The sequence below is a fragment of the Streptomyces sp. NBC_00846 genome, from assembly GCF_045207325.1.
Classification (GTDB): domain Bacteria; phylum Actinomycetota; class Actinomycetes; order Streptomycetales; family Streptomycetaceae; genus Streptomyces.
Map to the genome: position 1 here is coordinate 2,559,924 of NZ_CP108846.1, position 19,126 is coordinate 2,579,049.

Here is a 19,126-nt window from a genome sequence, read left to right on the forward strand (position 1 = left end):
CCCGGGTGCTCCAGGCCGGTGGCTGCGCGATGCTGTGTCATTGGCGTACCTCGACATCGACTGGAGCGGACGGCGCTGGTCGGCTGCTCCGCCCGTGCTCACCCCTCTGCCCAAGGCCCAGGGGCTCGCCGTTCTCACCGGCAGCCGCACCGCTGCCTTCGACCGGCGCCTGGACGAGCTCGTGCAGGATGAACTCGTCGAGCTGTACCGCTCCTCATCGGAACGGCCTCTTCGCGACATCCCCCTCCCCGACTCGCTCGTCGTCGGGTTCGGCGAGGAGGGCGAACTCGCGGAACTCGCAGCAGATCTGGGCGCCGTCCTCGCTCCGTGCTTCGCCTACCAGGGCGCGGCCATACTCCCGCCGTCAGCCCTGACGGAACGGACCTCGGCGCCAGAATACGGAGCGCCTCTGGAGCAGTACGACTTCGAGTACCGCCGGTATCTCCCCGTCCGCCACCCGCAAAACGACGGTCTCTACCGGCTAAAGCGGAGGGACAGCAAGCGGGTCTGTCAGGTCCTCCGCTCCGGGGCCTGGTACGAGACCACGCACGAGCATGGCGTTTACGCGGTGCTCGGCAACCGCAATAGCGCCGCCGACGTTTTGCGGTGGATCCCTGAGGAGGCATGCGGCCGGGAGCGCATCGGCGCCCTCTTCGTGGACTGGGGATACCCCCTCCCAGATTTGCACCGGAGAGTCGCTGCAATGTGCTCAGGACTTGCTCCGCGCATCAATGAAGGGGCCCAGAACCTCGCGTACGACAACGTCCCCCAAGTCGTGGCCATGAAGATCGCGCAATCACTCGGACAGGCACTGGGAGACAGCAGTGAATGACGCAACGGCTGTGAAGTCCGCGGTAGTAGAAGCCCCCGAACTAGACGTCATCGGGTCCTTCGAGCACCTCAAGGACGCCCTCTTCCGCTACTACGACACCCCTTTCGGGCTCGCCGACAAACAACTCCAGGAGGAGCGTCGGCAGCTCTTCGACCGCGATGGCGGGGCGTGGCAGCGCCCGCTCATCGAGGTCCGGCCGCAGTACGTCTCCACGGGAGTCAGCATCTCCGAGTCAGTTCGTGAGGCGGGTGCGCACCCGCACCTCGCTGAACTGGCCGAACTGGGGCTGCTCAACGGCGTCCCCTCCCTGTACGAGCATCAGCACCGCGCTCTCACCGCTGCTGTACGGGACCAGCGCGACGTAGTTGTCACCGCCGGCACGGGGTCCGGTAAGACGGAATCGTTCATCCTGCCTATCCTCGCCGACCTCGTACGCGAGTCCGAGGCCTGGCCGGTTTCATCCCTTCCGGCCAACCGCTGGTGGTCGTCGCCCGACGGCGCGTTCCAGCACCAGCGGGCTGGCGAGCAGGGCCGCCATGCCGCCGTGCGCGCCCTCGTCCTCTATCCCATGAATGCCCTCGTCGATGACCAGATGATGCGCCTCCGCAAGGCCCTGGACAGCGACCGCGTCCGTGAGTGGCTCGCCTGGCGCCGCCCGGGCCACCGCTTCTACTTTGGCCGTTACACCGGCGCAACACCGGTTCCAGGCGACATCGGCTCGGCGGCAGGCGTCCGGACTCTCCGGAGGGAGTTCACTGCGACCGAGGAGAGGTCCCGCCAGGCCCAGACCTTTGAAGGGGACGGCCGGTACTTCATCCCCCGCCTCGATGGGGCGGAAATGCGCTCCCGATGGGACATGCTCCAGGCTCCCCCGGACATCATGATCACCAACTACAGCATGCTGAACATCATGCTGATGCGGTCCCGCGAAGCGTCCGTCTTCGAGAAGACCCGTCGCTGGCTCGATGAAGTCCCCGACGCCCGCTTCACACTGGTTGTCGACGAACTCCACATGTACCGCGGCACGGCGGGTACAGAAATCGCTTATCTGCTGCGGAACCTCCGCCACCGCCTGGGACTCGATGGCAGACCAGAAAAGTTTCGGGTCATGGCAGCGTCCGCCTCCCTCGAAGCCCCCCGCGATCTCGACTTCCTCCAGGAGTTCTTCGGCATCGGACGCGACCGCTTCGAAGTGCTCGGAGGCCGATTGGTCCTGCCCTCGGAAACCGCCGCGGACATCTCCGCCCACGCATCCGCCTTCAGCCAGCTCGGGCCGGATCCCGACTCTGCTTCGGCAGACAGCCTCCTAGCCAAGTCGGGTGCTGGTGATGCGCTCACCAACGCACTGCGGAATGGCGACCGCCTCACCTCCGACTTCGACACCGCAGTGGCTGCCCGGCTCTTCCCGGCCGTCCCGGACGGCGAGCAGGCTGCGGCCATGGCCGGCGTCCTGGCCGCACTGCGCCGCACGAAACTGCCCGGGATGCCTCGGCTCCGCGGACACCTGTTCTTCCGTAACATCCCCGGCGTCTGGGCCTGCTCGGATCCGGCCTGCCCCGAGATCCCGGGCCAGGCCGGCGACGACAGGACCGTCGGGAAGCTGTACTCCCGTCCGGCTCCCCGCTGCGACTGCGGGGCAAGGGTCCTCGAACTGCTCTACTGTCAGAACTGCGGTGACGTCCTCCTGGGCGGCTACGCTCCCGAGTCCGCTTTCAGGAAACGCAAGGGTATGGCGTTCGAAGCCGGCCTCCTCGCGGACCTTCCCGACCTCGACTCCCTTCCCGATGGTGTATCCCTCGGCCCCAGTGCCGCGAACTACATCGTCTACTGGCCTCGGAAGCAGAACCCCGCTGCGGACAAGCTGGAGTGGGACTCCAGCTCCGACAAGGGTGCGATGAGCGCCGGGTTCGAGTTCAAACGCAGCTCCTACGACCCCCGCACCGGCATGCTGCGCAACCACCGGAACCACACCGGCTGGTCCTTCCATGTCAGCGTGCCGGAGTCGAAGCGCGGGCGCACACGCCTCAAACTCGAGGACCTCCCGGCCGCACCGACCCAGTGCCCAGGCTGCGGGGACAACTGGGAAGTCCGGCAGATCGGCAGCGAACACCTCAGCCTGAGCGACCCGCGGCGTCTCCGTACTCCCGTACGGTCCATGCGCACCGGCTTCGAGAAGGTCAACCAGGTGCTCACTACGGGTGTCCTCTCCCAGCTTCCCGCGCGCCAGGCCGTCGTGTTCTCGGACAGCCGTCAGGACGCCGCCAAGCTCGCCGCAGGTCTCGGTCTGCGCCACTATCAGGACCTTCTGCGTCTCCTCCTCGCCGAAGAGCTCGCCAGGCAAGGCCATCCGGTGGCCGACCTTGCCGTTGTCCAGGGGTTCTTCAACCGGACTTCACAGGCCCCGGCTGACAAGAGTGCCGCCCAGGCAGCGCGCAAGCGCCTCCGCGCTCGGGACCCTGAGACGTACGACGCGTGGGAGAAGCTCCAGAGGGCAGGTGCCGCTGACAGCCTGGATGACCTCGCCGACGATCCTGGCCCCGAGGCCGAAGCAGAGCTGTACGCGCTCCTCAGCCGCGTACCGAGCCTGGACAGCCACGCCGCCACCGTTGCCGAGCGGCTCGTCCACCGCGGCATCAACCCCGGCGGGCCGAATGCCTCCCTACAGAAGACCCGCTACCAGGCGGGCTCCCCTGCACTGCCCTGGTCATCGCTGTACCGGTGGCCCGACGACCCCAACGGTAAGGTCCGCGACGAATCGGTCAGCATTCTCAGCGAGCGGCAGCGGAACCTCCGCGACGAAATCCGGGAGTCCCTCAGCAGAGAGCTCCTCATGGGCCTGTTCGGCAGCGCTGGAAGGGACTTCGAATCGCTCGGCCTCGGCTGGCTCACGCTGGCGACGGATCAGGCGCCCCTTGAAGCCCCCCGGTCCTCGGACATTGCGCTCGTCCGCGGCAGCCTGCGCGTGCTCGGCCACATGCGCCGGTTCGCCGGCCTCCGCAGCCCGTCCGACATGCCGCCCCGCCCGCTGCGCAACTACTGGCGCAGGGTTGCTGATGCCTCAGAGCTGTCTGAGGACGATGTGCAGCGCCGCGCGGAACAGGCATGGGGACAAGCCGTGATCAAGTACGTCATCCAGCCTGCGCAGGTCTCTCTCCGTCACGGCGAAGGCCTGTCCTGGCCATGCAGCGGATGCCATCGCCGTCACCTCCACGCCGGGACCGGCACCTGCACGAAGTGCGGAGGACAACTGCCAGCAGAGGCTTCTCCCGTCAGGCCACTGGACGACGACTACTACGCATGGATGGCCAAGCACAAGATCGGCAACTTCCGCCTCAACACCGCGGAACTCACCGGCCAGACAGACCGTATCGAAGCCCAGAGCCGCCAGGCCCGCTTCCAGGGGGTGTTCCTCAACGACACGGAGAACCCTCGCCCCGACACTCTTGACGTCCTCTCGGTGACCACCACCATGGAGGCCGGTGTCGACATCGGCCCGCTCTCCGTCGTGCTGATGGCCAACATGCCCCCCACCCGGTTCAACTACCAGCAGCGGGTGGGCCGAGCCGGTCGCCGCGACGCACCTGTAGCCCTGGCCCTGACGGTGTGCCGCGGCCGGAGCCACGACGAGCACTATTTCCAGGATCCGAAGCGCATCACCGACGCGCCCACCCCAGCCCCTTATCTCTCCACCGAGATGAAGGACATCTACCAGCGCGTCCTCGCCGCCGAGGTCCTGCGCAGGGCCTTTGAGTTCGTACGCGCTTCCGAACTGGACGACTCCGCCCTCGACCCCACGCGCAACGTCCACGGCCAGTTCGGCCTGGCCCGGGACTGGCCGGCCGTGAGCCTTGCGATCGAGACGTGGATCGCTGCCGAGTCTGGACAGATCCGCGCCCTCGCCAATTCACTGGCCGGCCTCACGCGCGGCGCAGACTCTGCCGGCTCCTCCCTCCGGTGGGTCGCGGAAGACCTCGTGCAAGACGTCACCGCCATCGCAGAAGCTCCGCAGGGACACCGAGATCTCAGCCAGCGGCTGGCCGAGGCCGGGATCCTCCCGATGTTCGGCTTCCCGACTTCAGTCCGCTACCTCTATACAAAGAGGCCTAACGACTCCTACCCGTGGCCGCCTTCCGGAGCCGTCGACCGCTCCCTCGACATCGCCATTGCCCAGTTCGCGCCCGGCGCGGAGACGGTAAAGGACGGCAAGGTCCATACTGCAGTCGGCGTCGTTGCCTACGAGCCGGGCGGCAGGGTGCCGAGAGCAGTAGCCGAACCCCTGGGTAAGGCACAGCCGATCGGCATCTGCCGCGCCTGTGGGCACCTGGCCGAGGACGTGAAACCGTCGCCCGGAGCCGACGACGAGGAGCAGAGCCCGGCCTGCAGTGCATGCGGTGCATCCGACGGCTCGTATCGAGAGGTCTCGCTCCACGAGCCCGCCGGCTTCTTCACGGGCGGCAAGGCGCGTGACTTCGACGGCAACTTCGCCTGGCGGGCCCGGTCGCTCTCCCCCCGAACGGCTGCCGATATGGAGTCCGGAGCCCCTCAGCGGATCACCGAAGCCGGCATGGTCGTCCATGCCGGCAAGGGCCGTCGCTATTCCGTGAACGACAACGGCGGGCGCCTCTTCCACTTCTCTCCGGCCAAAGCGACCGGCCAGTGGTCCGGAGCCTTCGTGGAGGCGGAGGCCGCCGTCTACGCCCCCTGGCTGGCAGCAGACACTGGAACAGACAGCAGCACCATCAGCACAGCCATCGGCGCTGTCCAGCACACCGATCTCTTCCTGCTCGGCCCCGCCACAGGCGAGCTCCCCGAGCACGGCCTGCGTCTCAACCTCGCCTCCGTTCCGCAAGCGAAAGGCTTCCCGGATAACCGGTCGGGCCGCCGCGCCGCCTGGTACTCGCTCGCTGCCCTCCTCCGCGTCGCCGCCGGCGATATCCTGCAGGTCCAGCCGAATGAGATCGCAGCAGGCATCCACGGGGCCGGCTCGGCGACCAGCCGGGCCCGGACGTTCGCGTTCCTTTCCGACACCCTCGACAACGGCGCCGGCTACTGCACCCACCTCGCCGAACCCGAGGTCTTCCAGCAGTTGCTGGCTTCCGCCGACCGCATGATCGGGAAATTCCGTACGGGCAACCACGGGAGCGAATGCCACGGCTCATGCTACGAGTGCCTCCGCGACTACACGAACATGGCCTACCACTCGCTTCTCGACTGGCGCCTCGCCTCCGACCTCCTCGGCATCATCTCTGGCAGGAACCTCGGGAGCAGCGTCCAGCCGCGACAGGCCGACCGTCTCCTGGAGAACTGGGCCAGCGATTTTCCGGTGGATGACGCGCAGTTCGTACCAGACCTCGATGGGACGGGTCCTGCCGTCCTTTTCGAAGAGCGGATATGGGTCGCAGCCAAGAGTCCCTTCGAAGCTGCCGACGAAGCTACGAAGTCTCCGCGGGTCGCCACCGTCAGAGCAGCTGCGGCGGCGAACAACCGAGGTGTACCGGAAGTGGTCTTCATCGACGACTTCCTCCTCGACAGGGCGCCCGCCCAGGTCACCGCTTTGATCACCGGCTTCGACGGCACCTGAGCTCCAGGCGTCCTCCACGCCTGCCCGCTGACTGCGCCGCTCAGGGCGGAGGCAGCAGCGAAGCCCCTGGCCAACAGGTCCTCCGTCAAGGGGGCTGCCCCGCCAGGGGCTTCTTGCGTCCGCCTCAGTGGCTGTTGTCGTACCGATCTCGGGGTTTGTCGATCGAACGGGAGTCTCGATTGGGTGGTCGCCGGGTGCTCGGCGCATATGAGCAGGGCCTCCTGAACAGCTCGTTGGTGTCGAATCACCGAGCAACATCAGGAGGCCCTGGTGCCGCAGTGTTCCGTGTCGATGGCCGGACGGTCCAGTTCAGTCACGCTGGTGTGTGACTGCCTGGCTCACCGGTTCAGAAACGCCGCCGACAACGGGTCCCGGCAGCCGCGCTATCCGACTGACATGACGGACGCGGAGTGGGCGGCCATCCAGCCGTTGCTGCCGGTGCCTGGCTGGATGCGCGGCCAGGGAGGGAAGCCGGAGGCGTATTGCCACCGGGCGATACTCGATGCGATCCGCTACCTGGTCGACAACGGCATCAAATGGCGGGCGATGCCCGCCGACTTCCCACCGTGGGACCGCGTTTACGCCTTCTTCCGCCGCTGGCGCGACCACGGCCTGATCAAGGAGTTCCACGACCGGCTGCGCTCCGAGGTCCGCGAGAGGGAGGGGCGGGATGCGGAGGCGACGGCCGGGGTGATCGACTCGCAGTCCGTCAAGGCGGATGCCGTCGTCGGGGCCGACAGCCGCGGCTTTGACGGCGGCAAGCTGATCAACGGGCGCAAGCGGCATGTCGTGGTCGATACGCTCGGCCTGCTGCTTGCGGTGATGGTCACCGCCGCGGACACCGGCGACCGCGCCGCCGCCCAGGTCCTGCTTGAGCAGGTGACCGACGCGCACCACCGGCTCGCCCTGGTCTGGGCCGACGGCGGCTACACCGGCAGCCTGGTCGAGTACTGCCTGGCCACGCTCGCCCTGGTCTTGGCGATCGTCAAGCGCAGCGACGACCAGAAGGGGTTTGTGGTGCTGCCCAAGCGGTGGATCGTAGAGTGGTTCTTCGCCCACCTGATGCGCACCCGCCGCCTGGCGCGCGATTTCGAACGCCGCACCACCAGCGCCGAGGCGATGATCTACTGGTCGATGACGCTGCTCATGACGCGCCGCCTGGCCCGGCCGCGCCTGCAGCCAGAGTGAACCGGCCCGGCGCCAGCTCGGCAAGCCAGCCGCGCGCAACCAGGCGTTTCGCCTTCGACCGCAGCACTTCCACCTGCGCCGGCACTACATCCTTTCCGAACCCTGCGGACATCTCCTGGCAGGTCAGCGGCCCTTGACCGAGCCGGGAACGGTCCGCGAGCGCCTTGAGAATGCGCTGGTGGTCCACCGACAGCACCGACCAGGGCAGCCCCTCACGCCACACCGGCACCTGCGACTCCGCTTCACCGCATCCCGGGACGCCGACTGCACGTCCACATCCCACATATCCGGGGCGACCTCCGTGTCGGCGATGCCGCCGCCGTCCGGAGCCAGCACCGTATCGACCCGCCTGCGGGCGACCACCCACTCCTGCCATTCCAGCTCGGCCACGGCCAACTCCGCCTGGATGCGGTCAGCCTCCTCCCACAGCTCGCCCACGCGACGGCGAGCACCCAGCTCACGCTGTTCCAACAGCCCAACCACCGACGGCATCCACGACCTCCCGAGGAGCGACAGCACGACAGGCCACTACTCCCACCAGACCTCCGGCTCTACGTCAGACCAACGGAAACGCAGCCTCAAGTCCGGAAGGACAACAGCTTCTTAGCTTTTTGTTTAACCTCGCTTGCGTTTCTGCTGGTTGAGGGCGTGGTCTTGATTGGACAGCAGGAACGACCGTCCTTCACGCTTCGAGATGTCGAGTAACGGAGCGTGAAAGGACGGTCGCTGCGATGAGTCTGCCCGCTGAGTCTGCGAGGGTCGATCCCTTCACGGTGCTGTCCCGCTTTCGGGTCGCTTTCTACGACTGTCTGTACACCCGTGCGGACGCGCTCTTCGAGCTGACCGATGCGGTGCTGTGCGCGGACGGGCCGGTCACCTCACTGCCCGAGCTCACGCTCACGGCGGAGATGCAGCGCGGTCACGGTGCGATGTACAACGCGCTGAACACCGGATGGCTCGAGCCAGCCCGCTTCCGTAACCTGCTCGCCTCGATGCCACTGCCCCGTGCGGCCGACGGGCGGATCGTGCTCGCTGTTGATGTCTCCCCGTGGCTGCGTCCCGACGCTGTCACCAGTCCGGAGCGGTTGTTCTGCCACGTCTACGGGCGGTCGGGCCGCAGCAGTGACCAGCTCGTGCCCGGTTGGCCCTACTCCTTCGTCGCCGCCCTGGAAACGGGCCGGACCTCCTGGACGGCCCTGCTGGACGCCGTCCGGCTCGGCCCCGCCGACGCCGCCGCCGAAATCACCGCAACCCAGCTGCGCGAGGTCGTCACCCGGATCATCGACGCCGGACACTGGAAGGCCGGGGATCCCGACATCCTGATCGCGACCGACGCCGGCTACGACGCACCCCGACTCGCCTACCTCCTGGCCGGCCTGCCCGTCGAGCTGGTCGGCCGCCTGCGCTCCGACCGGGTCCTGGCCCGCGACGCCGGTCCGGCCCGCTCCACCCCGAAGGGCGGCCGTCCCCGCCTGCACGGCGCCCCGTTCACCCTGGCCAAGCCCGACACCTGGCACACCCCCGAGAGCACCACCGTCACTGACACCACCCACTACGGCAAGGCGACCGCGCAGGCGTGGGACCGCCTCCACCCCCGCCTCACCCGTCGCAATGCCTGGATCGCTCAGCTCGACGAACTCCCCATCCTGCACGGCACCTTGATCCGTCTCACCGTCGAGTATCTGCCCGGCGACCGGGACCCGAAGCCGGTCTGGCTGTGGTCCTCGGCCACTGGCCTGAGCGGCGACGACGTCGATGTCCGCTGGCAGGCGTTCCTCCGCAGATTCGACGTTGAGCACACCTTCCGCATGCTCAAGCAGACTCTCGGCTGGACCCGCCCCAAGGTCCGCGACCCGCACTCAGCCGACTTGTGGACCTGGCTGATGATCGCCGCCCACACCCAACTCCGTCTCGCCCGCCCGCTGACCGAGGATCTCCGCCGCTCCTGGGAGAAGCCCCTGCCACCACACCGGTTGACCCCGGCCCGAGTCCGACGGGCGTTTCGCCACCTCCGAGCGAAGACGGCCCGTCCGGCCAGCGCGCCCAAACCCTCCCGACCCGGCCCCGGGCGTCCTAACGGCTCGAAGAACCGCACGACCGCACCCCGTCACGGGGTGGGCAAAACCGTCAAACGCGCCGAGTCACTCGAAGAGCACTACGGGCGCGCTGGTTAAACAAAAAGCTTAGGGCGCTACGCCTGGGATGGTGACCGTATGCGCGTGCCGCTGTTAACGTCCGTCGCATGAAGCGCACCGTCAGAATCTTTCTCATAGCTGTTCTTGTAGCGCTCGCAGCATGCTCTCCTCCCGCCTCGGTAACGGAGGGAACATCGACTCCTCGCCCTCACGTGGTCGCCGGTGTCGATAGTGAGTCCCTGAGCGAAGCGGAACGTCGATACCTGGACGACGTCCTGGCCAAGGCCCCGGGTACCAAGTCCGGTGCGAAATGGAGGAAGAATGTCATTTCAGCATCTAAGGCCGATCTTGACATGATTTTTAACGGCGAGCGATTGACCTTCTGTGAAGGCGCCCCGCGACGCGATCAGGACTCCTTCACCGCACAAATGGGGCAAGATGTGGGGAGGTTCACGTTTATTCGCCAGGAAGCCGCACACGAGCACCTGTGCTGAAACTGACTACTGAGTATTTTCACTCAAGTCGTCGCCCGAATGGACGGGATGTGCCATGCTCTGCGGACGCGATCATGCGACCTACACGAGGAGTTCGCTTTGACGGCAGACGCATCAAGACAGGCAAGAAGAAGAAAGGGAGTCCTGCGTGGATTCCTGTCACTGGCCGGAGCGTTGACGCTCACGCTTGCCACCACAACGAGTGCCAGCGCCCACTACGTCTACGAAATGGACGAGGCCTGGTCGAACGCTTCCGGCTCCAATTGTGTGTACGTGCGGGCCGAGGTCTCCCATGGCAACCGGGGAGGCTATGCGAAATCGACCGCGCTTTCCTCCAACAGCTTCGGGTCGTGGACCCAATGCATTTGGGTCTGGGAGCGTTCCCCTGGCTACCTCCGCACGAAGTACTCCTACTACAAGAAAACTTCCTCGGGCTGGAAGTTGTGTCGCTCAACCAACTGGAAATATAACACCAAAAAGACAAGCAGGATCGAAGCCTCCAAGAACTACGGCGTTGCCCCGCCGTGCGGCGGGGGCTACTACGCCACCAGGGGGTGGGCCTCTGTCTACTACAACGGAGCCTGGCAGGGCCAAACGCACACCATCTGGTCCGGGTCTCACTACATAGAGCCGTAATCACAGCCGGGGAGCGAACACGCCATGAAGAGATCCCGCATTACCGTCGCCGCAGTAGTGACAGCAGTGCTGTTCGCGACAGGAGCGCTGACCGCCGCCGCGGCATCCGACTCCGACATCCCTCCACCTCCACCTGCACCCGAGTGGGTCAACGCTGACGGAACCATTGACGAAAGTAAGCTGCCCAGCGAGATGCCAGTCGTCGGACCTGATGGCCAAGATCTTAAAGACGCTAAAGGTAACCCGGTCATGGTTGATCCAAACGGTGGAGAGCTTGACTACGTACCTAACTGCGGGGTTGGTCTTGCGAGCGGCGCTGTACCCAGCGCCAATGCCGCCGTCGATCCTGAGCCGCGCACCTGTACGGACATTCCGCCCGTTCCCGATCGGGGCGACGCGCACAGCGTCGAAACCGACAGCAACGGAGACACCGTGGAGGTCGTGGATGTCGGTGACGACGCTCCCTTTGTCCCCTGACGACACATGAGGAACTTCCGTCGGGGCCCTCGCATACCGGCCGTTCCTTTGCGGTCAGCTTGTTGATCTCCTTCTTCGTGCCGTGAGTGGCTTGGTGCGGGCCGACTTGTAGCCGGTGACGACCACCGGGATGTCGGGGTCGTGGTCCAGGCAGGTGAAGCCGAGATCGGCCAGGGCGCCCAGGCCGGCGGTGCGCAGTTGCTCGACGAGGTTGTGGCGGGCGTAACGCCGATGGCCCCCGACACCAGATGGTCGGGAGCCTCGTCCACCGCATCGCCCTCATCTGGGCCGACGGCGGCTACACCGGCAGCCTCGTCGAGCACTGCCTGACCACGCTCGGCCTCGTGTTGGCGATCGTCAAACGCAGCGACGACCAGAAAGAGTTCGTGGTGCTGCCCAAGCGGTGGATCGTCGAGCGCCCTTTCGCCCACCTGATGCAAAGTCGCCGCCTGGCACGCGACTTCGAGCGCCGCACCACCAGCGCCGAAGCCGTGATCTACTGGTCGTGATCCTGCTCATGACCCGCCGCCTGGCCCACTCACGCCGCGGACGAGCGTGAACCGTCCCGGCGCCGACTCGACCGCCCAGCCACGGGCCACCAGGCGTTTTGCCTTCGACCGCAGTGCCTCCACCCGCGCCGGCACCACGTCCATGCCGAAGCCCGCGGCCATTTCCTGGCAGGTTGCCGGGCCCTGTCCGAGCCGGCCCCGGTCCGCAAGGAGCCGCAGGATGCGCTGGTAGTCCACCGACAGCACCGACCAGGCCAGTTGCTCACGCCATACCGGCACCTGCGACTTCGGCTTCACCGCCCCCGGCACTGACGACGTCTGCTCGGCCTGCCCGTCGGCGGCCAGCACTGCCCGGTCGTGGCCATGACCGGTCTTGTCCGCCGGGGCCAGCACCTCGCCGACCCGCGAGCGGGCAATGGCCCATTCCTCCCAGTCTCGCTCGGCCACGGCCAGTTCAGCCTGGATGCGGTCGGACTCCTCCCGCAACTCGTCCACGCGACGGCGAGCAGCGAGCTCGCGCTGTTCCAGCAGCCCCACGACCGACGGCATCCACAACCTCCACGCGAGCAACGACACGACAGGCCACCACTCCCACGGGATCGCCGACTCTATGCCCGACCAGCGAAAACGCAGTCCTCAACCCCGGAAAGACAACAGCTTCTCAGCCCCGGCCGCCCGTCGGCCCAAAGGCAATGGCGCTCTGAGGCCCCCTGGCCGCTCTTACCCTGCAACTGTCTGCAGCCAGGCCCGCACCGCCTCCGGCGTGGTGTACCCACGCGACTGGAGGAGCTCAACGATGATGTTTCAACTACCTGCAGTGGCCACTTTGTCGCTCGCGACAAAGCTCAAATTTTCGGCCACAAACAAGGCCAACCGAAACCCGACGGTCTCGATCAACTCCGCCGTACCAGGCGAAATGATCCCCACCCATAACCGGAACCACCAATTCCGGCAACTTCAACTTGTATCCGGACTTTGGCATTCTCTTGAGCCTTCAGTTTGCAACCGGGCTGAACTGGCGCGACAATCCCAAGAGGGGCAAGTAATACTTAACGCTTACCCCTCGTATAGACCTGGGGAAAAATGAGCGTCGACTGGGTACCGCCAGAGGGGTCCTGGGCATCTTCGGCCGCGAGGCGCCGAAACATGCAAGCTATCCGCAGCCGCGACACAAAGCCGGAACAGTTGATTCGTCGGCTCGTCCATGCCAAAGGTCTGCGCTATCGCGTCGCAGCCAGGCCTCTTCCAGACCTCCGCCGGACGGCTGACTTGGTCTTCCGCCCAACGAAGGTCGCGGTCTTCATCGATGGTTGCTACTGGCATGGATGCCCCGAGCACTACATTCCGCCGAAGACCAACCCTGGCTACTGGTCAGACAAGGTCGCACGGAACATGACTCGCGACCGCGATACTGACCAGCGCCTCGCTGAAGCGGGCTGGCTGGTATTGCGGTTCTGGGAACACCAGGATTCAGACGCCTGCGCGGCGTCGATCGTCAACACGGTCCGCGGACGTCGGCGAACTCTGCCTGGGTAGCGAATCCAGCGACTCTTCTCTGACCTGTTCGTCGCGCTCGCGTGCAGCACACAGCACGTCCGCGATTGCTTTCCCTACCACCTCAGCAACGGGCGGGGGGAAGGCATTACCTACCTGCCGATACTGGGCAGTCTTCCCACCGGTGAATTCCCAGTTATCCGGAAACCCCTGGATAGTCGCCGCTTGCTCAACCGTCAACATCGGGCCGTCTGGCCCGAACAGGTCGCGCCCCTGGCTTTTCTTCTTCTCTCCCAGTTCGTAACCATTGGCCACACCCATGCCGGAAACGCCCAGCTGCTTCCACGCCGCCTTGGCCCGAGTCGGCCCAAGGTCAGCTCCGCCATGCTTCTTTGATCCGCCGACCAAAGTGGGCGCAACACCGCCATCCTTCTTCTCTAGGGCTGCTTTGGACGCCTTCTCCCTCCAGGCATCGAGGCATTTTTGCGCCACCTTCGCAATATCGCCGCCTCTTTCCAGATACGGACGGTAGCGGTTCTCCATGGACTCATCAAGAGCATCGAAGACGCTCTTCGGCTCACCCGTCGCAGTCGGCCATACAAATTTAAGATCACCGAGCACGTCTTTTCGGATAGCTACGAGTACAGCTCGCGGGCGCAGCTGAGGAACGCCAAAATCGCTGGCCTCAAGCACCTCCCACTCACACACCTCGTACCCAAATCCTTCAAATTCTTCTTCAGTTCCCGTCTCGGGCCGCTTAGCCCAACCCCCCTGAAGACGCGCTTCAATATAGGTGCGATAATCTTCGAACTTCGCGTCCTTAATACCGCGAACGTTTTCAATCATCACCGCCCTAGGGTGCAACTCCTCAACAAGCTCCAGCATGCGCGGGAAGAGATCACGCTCATCATCCTTCCCCAATTGCTTCCCAGCATGCGAAAAAGGCGGGCAAGGGACACCGCCAGCGAGGAGATCAAGGTTACCTTTACCAAGTGGACCACCCAAAAAATCAACCGGCTTCTTCAGGCCAGAATCAGGGCGATCCGAAATAGGAAGAGGAAGGAATCCGTTAACGTCTCCAGAGATGACGTCACAATAATCTCGCTCCCAGCTCCATCCTTCCAGTCGCTTGATATTCTCTTCAAGCGTAGCCACGGCATGCTGATCGATCTCAACGAGAGCCAGGTGCTTAAAACCGGCCTGGTGAAGCCCGATGGCCTGTCCACCAGCACCTGCGCAGATCTCAATCGAGGTCAGCGTGTGATCGTTCGGGCCCACCAACTGCTCCTGGTGTGGCTGACGGGACCGGGATCCCATGGGACTCCTCCTGGCATGGCTGATACAGACATGCAAGTGTCGCATCTACGGCCCCGGATCTCACCGTTCCCTTACCTCCCACCAGACGCGATCGGGCCCGCCACGCCCAGCCCGCAACCAGGCTGAAAGTTGCCGGTGCATGTTCCAGGCCCGCTGCACCGGCCCATCCGTCCACCACCCGCTTGAGCGCCCGTGCCCAACCGGCAGCGGGAGGCAGTGACCTTCCTGTGACTTCAGCCACAACGACTTGGCCACCAGATGCGCTCCCCATGCCCGCCGCGGCCGGAACACCTCTCCCCTGTGAGCCTCAGGCCACCCTGGAGGGGCGGCGCTACAGGAGTTCCCGCTCGGCTAAATGATCGAGGGTACGTACTCGTGGCCTGCCTGCAGCTGGGCCTTGATTCCTACGCTCCGTTAGCCTCAGCTGTAGGCCGTGGTTTTGCGACTCACACTCAAGCGAGTAGTGACACCGAGGGCCGGAACGCCCAGATCGGCCGGCTAAGCACCGGCCAGTCCTCCACGAGCTGCCACGTCTCCGTGGTAAGTCCCGGAGTTATGGCGTAGGCAGGGACCTCAAGCCGCACCGACTCCCAGCGCCCGGCCTCACTCCGGTCCGCTGGGGCAGCTGAGCGAAGCCACACGCGGCTTACCGTAGCCACATTCACCGCATTCCCGTCCCTGCCGACGAGAACAGCGACCAGGTACCAATTGGTGTCCGTAGCCATGACTTCGTACTCATGCCGTGTCAGGTGAATCACAAGACGGGTGGGGTTGGTCGTTGACTTGACCTCCAAATGCGCGCGTTCCGTGGAAGATCCCGCAGCTATGTCGTATCCGTAAGCGTCCGATTCCGCGGCTACGTGCCTGACCTGCGGCACGCCGCCCTTCCTGAGCAGTCGGAGAAGCGCCTGTTCACCAGCTGCCCCGACAGCTCTTCTAGCTTCCTCGGCGGCACGGCTCCACTGAACTTGGGGAACTGCGGATGCGGCCCTGGCATCCCTCAGCTCGCCGTCGTTAACCTCCACGACGGGGCGCCCCATCGCCGTAACCATTCCCGTCCGCCTGAGCCAGGCAAGGCCCTCGGCGTATTGCGCCGGCGTGAGGTCCGCGTAGGCGGGATGGTTGGCGAAGAGCATGCGGACTCGGGGCACCCCGGCTCCGCGCAGCTCGGTCAGCCAGCGAAGCGCCGCCCGGCGCGTGGCCTCACTGGGCAGCGACGGCATCGACATGCCTCAGCAACGCACGGACATCGGCCATGTCCATACCTGCGGCTCCAGACGGCTCGTCCTCAAGATCGGCCAGCTGCTGAACGGAGGGATCGTCCAAGATTCGCCCCATGAATTCAAGTTTTTCTTCGAGCCTCATAGCCACCACCTCGTCAATGGTTCCTTCCACCACGAGCACAGTGACTCGCGTCTCCGTACCCGGAGCAAGGCCGAGTCGGTGAATCCGGTCCAGACTCTGCAGGAACCGTCCCGCCATGAAGTCACGGTCCACGTAGACAGCGTCATGACAGTCGTGGTGCAGGCTGATGCCTTCGCCAAGAGTCGCCGGATTGGAAAGAAGAACGTGACAGTCGGAGTCCTCACGGAACCGCCTGATCTGTTCCTCGCGATCAGGCGTACCACCATGCACTACAGCAGGCCCGTATCCCGAGAACAACCGCTCCATCGTGGTGATGCTGCGCACGAATGTCGTCCAGACCAAGGTCTTCCGGCCCATCGCGGCGTTGGTCGCCACGATATTCAGCGCTTCCTTGTACTTCGGGGAAAGCTCGTGTTGCGGCAAGTTCCGCATCAGCGAGTACAGCGACTCATTCTGGGGGACCTCCAGCGGCGGCACTTGGTAGGTCAGCGGTTCGTATCGACTCCCGCCCTCGACAAGCAACGCTGGGCTCGTGGCGGCCATGAGCAGGCGCAGCATCGCCTTGCCGAGAGCGTCGAAGTCAGCGCGGGATGCCTCAGCCCTGGCTGTAAAACGCCCGACTAGCGCGTCATACACCTCGCGATGGAGGTCTGGCAATTTCAAGCGCCGGATGCGTGTCTCGAACGGCGGCAGGCCCAGCTCGTTCTTTGTCGTCCGCGTGAAGAGCGGACGGAGCACCGAGCTGGCGTGCGCAAGGTCGCCTCCCGCAACGGCCTGCGTCACCACCCGCCGTCCATGACCCGGCCAGACAAAGGACAGCAGGTTCTCCAGGTCCCTCGCCCCATTCGGAGCCGGTGTACCAGTCAGGATGAGCCGACGGCGACTGAGCGGCCCAAGCGCCATGCAGGCGCTTCCGTATGTCCCCTGCGCCCCCAGCTTCATGCGATGCGCTTCGTCAAGAATAATCATGGAAGGTGCGCCACGCAGCCAAGAGGCCAGTCCTGCAAGTGACTTGTCGAGGCGTTCGTAGTTAACGATCAGAATCTCTGCTCTGAGATCGGGGCTCTTCCCCATGATCGTGGTGAGCGGAGGCTCCTTGAAGCAGAGCTCACTCTCGGATAGCCAGGATTCGTATGCGGACTTGGGGCTGACAACCAAAAGCCGACGGACCTCACTGCGCTCCCGCATGGCCGCGTACACCGCCAGCCCCACGCGCGTCTTGCCTGCTCCGGGAACGCTGAAGTTGGCACCGTGCTGCAACGACAGCAGCCGGGTAATGTCACGTCGCTGGAATTCCGTGAGGTCGGCGCGCCAGGCGGAGCCCAGCGTCGCTTCCACAGCACCGTCGTGCCATACCGGAGCCTGACTGGGGGCCTGGAGTTGCTGTTCGGCTTGGTCGGCATCGTCAAGGACTTCACCGACCAGCGCACCGAGCTCGTCTGTCCAGTCAACCGACTCTGGGTAAGGCCAGTCAGCGAGAACGTCGATGCCAATCAAGAAGTCATCGAGAGACAGCTCCAGGGTGAGCCGACCGCGCAGACCGCCGCCGGGAAAGCGGGCTGCCAGCCGGGTCAGGTCACTGCGGTACGACTCACCAGCGCGCAGCACAGCCTTGGTCCGCGTTACGTCGAAGCCGATCTGCAGGGACGATTCCTCATCGGCCGATGTCACGGCTGCTCCTGCCGTACGGCGTCGCGCAGCCACTCGACACCTTCACCGGGTACTTCGATGCTCTGCACGGTGGCCAGGGCTAGCTTCCTCAGCGTGGCCTTCAGCTTAAGAACGGCCTCATCAAGTGCCTCCTCATCCAGGCTCCGGGACCCGCTCGCCAACACCATGTCCGTGATGCACTGCTCGATGTCCTGGCAGGCATCGTTGAGCCGGTCGGGCGCCGCCTGCTTCCGCTTGCGCACGCGAGCGTCCTTGCCGGCAGGTTCGAGGGCATCCTCAACAGCTTTGTGCGCCTCCTCAAACACTGAGGCAGCCTTCTCGGACTGAGCCAGGGAGACCTTGTCTCCTGCACGGATGACGGCCTTAGCCCTCAGGACCGAGTCCGTGAATGCGCGGGCTGTGGCCACCTGCGGCACCTCGGCCTTCACTGCCCGGTTGATTCCGGGGATGACGCGCTCGGCTGGTGCGGCAGGTGCCGCTTTCAGCTCGTCCGGCAGCCGATGCTCCAAGTACCTTGTCCGGAAGTCGGCTTCAATGAGACGGACGTCAGTCTTGGAGAAGTCCATCACGATCGCAGCCAGGCGGTTCTCTTTCAACAGCTCAGCCTTCTTCGGATCGGCCTTGGATTCCTTGGCGTAGGCGCGATGCACCTCGCGAAGCTTTTCCTGGGCATCTTCGAAGTCCAGCAGCCGAAGCTGGGCGTCATCAGTCGTGGACCTGTCCCTCAGATCCCGGAGGCAAGAAAGCACCCAGAGGTCCTGCTCAGCCGTCGACTCCCTGATACGGAAGTCACGTGCGACCTCCTTCAATGGCCGGCCTGCTTCGACCTGCTCATCGATCGTGAGCAGCCTGTTGATGTACGAGTACGGTCGGCGAGTGTCGTGGCGCAGCTGAAGAGAGAGCTCGACCTTGTTGATATCCCCCCAGGTGCAGGAATCGGGGAGTACAGCCACCCGGATATCGGCAACGCCAAGCTCCCGCAGTGCTGCCGCACGAGTGTTGCCATTGACAAGGATGCCCTCGCGGGTGATCAGCCCCGGCTCGTTTTGCCGGAAGTCCTTGAGGCTCTGCTTCAGCTCCTCAAAATCCTTGTCCCTCTTCGACGGGTCGGAAGGCTCGGCCTGAAGCAGGTACTGAAGGTATGCCTGGCTCTCGTCGCTCCACGGATCGTCATCGAGTCGGCGGTCCTGCTGAGGATCGAAACTGCGCTGAGCTCGGATCCGGTGGGTCCCCGGGTTGTAGTAGAGCGACTCCACCGGCATGTCGATAACCTGCACAACCTGCGGTTTCGTACGCCACTCAATCGTCAAGGTCTCCTGAAGCCCCGTGCCGGCGGCTACGTCCTTAAGGCGCTGCTCTACAACATCCTTGTTCCTAGTTGCGTGCGGAGGCTGGCCGAAGTCCCCGACGTCCTTGCTCACAGTACG

Annotated in this window: 13 protein-coding genes and 1 pseudogene; 8 read left to right on the plus strand and 6 right to left on the minus strand. The window is 65.0% G+C overall.

The genetic code is table 11. The features are described 5' to 3' along the window. The first annotated feature begins 40 nt into the window (after positions 1–40). The 3 genes from OG936_RS11815 to OG936_RS11825 all read left to right on the plus strand — a co-directional run bounded on the left by OG936_RS11815 (position 41) and on the right by OG936_RS11825 (position 7,601). Entirely contained in the window at positions 41–832 is a 792-nt protein-coding gene (locus tag OG936_RS11815; protein ID WP_406494436.1) for a hypothetical protein, read from the plus strand. After that, positions 825–6,413: a DEAD/DEAH box helicase gene (locus tag OG936_RS11820; RefSeq protein ID WP_406494438.1), complete on the plus strand. Its 5,589-nt coding sequence runs from the start codon at positions 825–827 to the stop codon at positions 6,411–6,413. The genes OG936_RS11815 and OG936_RS11820 overlap by 8 nt, the downstream gene beginning before the upstream one ends. A gap of 396 nt (positions 6,414–6,809) precedes the next feature. Next, positions 6,810–7,601, plus strand: coding sequence for an IS5 family transposase (locus OG936_RS11825; protein ID WP_406494439.1), 792 nt, complete (start codon positions 6,810–6,812; stop codon positions 7,599–7,601). Here the strand turns inward: OG936_RS11825 and OG936_RS11830 are convergent. Then, positions 7,558–8,093 (minus strand): annotated as a pseudogene (locus tag OG936_RS11830) (hypothetical protein). The gene OG936_RS11825 and the pseudogene OG936_RS11830 overlap by 44 nt on opposite strands. Positions 8,094–8,332: 239 nt before the next feature. Between OG936_RS11830 and OG936_RS11835 the strand changes: the two are divergent. The 4 genes from OG936_RS11835 (at position 8,333) to OG936_RS11850 (ending at position 11,852) form a co-directional block, all read left to right on the plus strand. Continuing rightward, the gene (locus OG936_RS11835) at positions 8,333–9,775 is read left to right on the plus strand and encodes an NF041680 family putative transposase (RefSeq protein WP_406494440.1); all 1,443 of its coding nucleotides are present in this window, start codon (positions 8,333–8,335) and stop codon (positions 9,773–9,775) included. Positions 9,776–9,843: 68 nt separating this feature from the next. Further along, on the plus strand, positions 9,844–10,230 hold the full coding sequence (locus OG936_RS11840; RefSeq protein ID WP_406494441.1) for a hypothetical protein: 387 nt from the start codon (positions 9,844–9,846) through the stop codon (positions 10,228–10,230). Positions 10,231–10,890: 660 nt separating this feature from the next. Continuing rightward, the gene (locus OG936_RS11845; protein WP_406494443.1) at positions 10,891–11,343 is read left to right on the plus strand and encodes a hypothetical protein; all 453 of its coding nucleotides are present in this window, start codon (positions 10,891–10,893) and stop codon (positions 11,341–11,343) included. Between the two features lie 248 nt (positions 11,344–11,591). Then, entirely contained in the window at positions 11,592–11,852 is a 261-nt protein-coding gene (locus OG936_RS11850; RefSeq protein ID WP_406494444.1) for a transposase, read from the plus strand. A 6-nt stretch (positions 11,853–11,858) separates the two neighbouring features. Here OG936_RS11850 and OG936_RS11855 read toward each other — a convergent pair whose 3' ends face one another. Further along, a complete protein-coding gene (locus OG936_RS11855) occupies positions 11,859–12,401 on the minus strand; it encodes a hypothetical protein (RefSeq protein WP_406494446.1) in 543 nt (180 codons plus the stop codon). Positions 12,402–12,935: 534 nt separating this feature from the next. Here OG936_RS11855 and OG936_RS11860 point away from each other — a divergent pair. Continuing rightward, positions 12,936–13,388 (plus strand): very short patch repair endonuclease, encoded by a 453-nt coding sequence (locus OG936_RS11860; RefSeq protein WP_406494447.1) that lies wholly within the window; start codon positions 12,936–12,938, stop codon positions 13,386–13,388. On the opposite strand, the gene OG936_RS11865 is transcribed toward OG936_RS11860, so the two are convergent. The 4 genes from OG936_RS11865 to OG936_RS11880 all read right to left on the minus strand — a co-directional run bounded on the left by OG936_RS11865 (position 13,323) and on the right by OG936_RS11880 (position 19,120). Continuing rightward, positions 13,323–14,624: a DNA cytosine methyltransferase gene (locus OG936_RS11865; protein WP_406494449.1), complete on the minus strand. Its 1,302-nt coding sequence runs from the start codon at positions 14,622–14,624 to the stop codon at positions 13,323–13,325. The two genes, OG936_RS11860 and OG936_RS11865, sit on opposite strands and share 66 nt — an antisense overlap. 491 nt (positions 14,625–15,115) lie before the next feature. Beyond that, the gene (locus tag OG936_RS11870) at positions 15,116–15,799 is read right to left on the minus strand and encodes a protein NO VEIN domain-containing protein (RefSeq protein ID WP_406494450.1); all 684 of its coding nucleotides are present in this window, start codon (positions 15,797–15,799) and stop codon (positions 15,116–15,118) included. A 67-nt stretch (positions 15,800–15,866) separates the two neighbouring features. After that, a complete protein-coding gene (locus OG936_RS11875; protein WP_406494452.1) occupies positions 15,867–17,699 on the minus strand; it encodes a DEAD/DEAH box helicase in 1,833 nt (610 codons plus the stop codon). Next, a complete protein-coding gene (locus OG936_RS11880) occupies positions 17,696–19,120 on the minus strand; it encodes a transcriptional regulator (protein ID WP_406494453.1) in 1,425 nt (474 codons plus the stop codon). Before OG936_RS11880 ends, OG936_RS11875 begins: the two co-directional genes overlap by 4 nt. Positions 19,121–19,126: the final 6 nt, after the last annotated feature.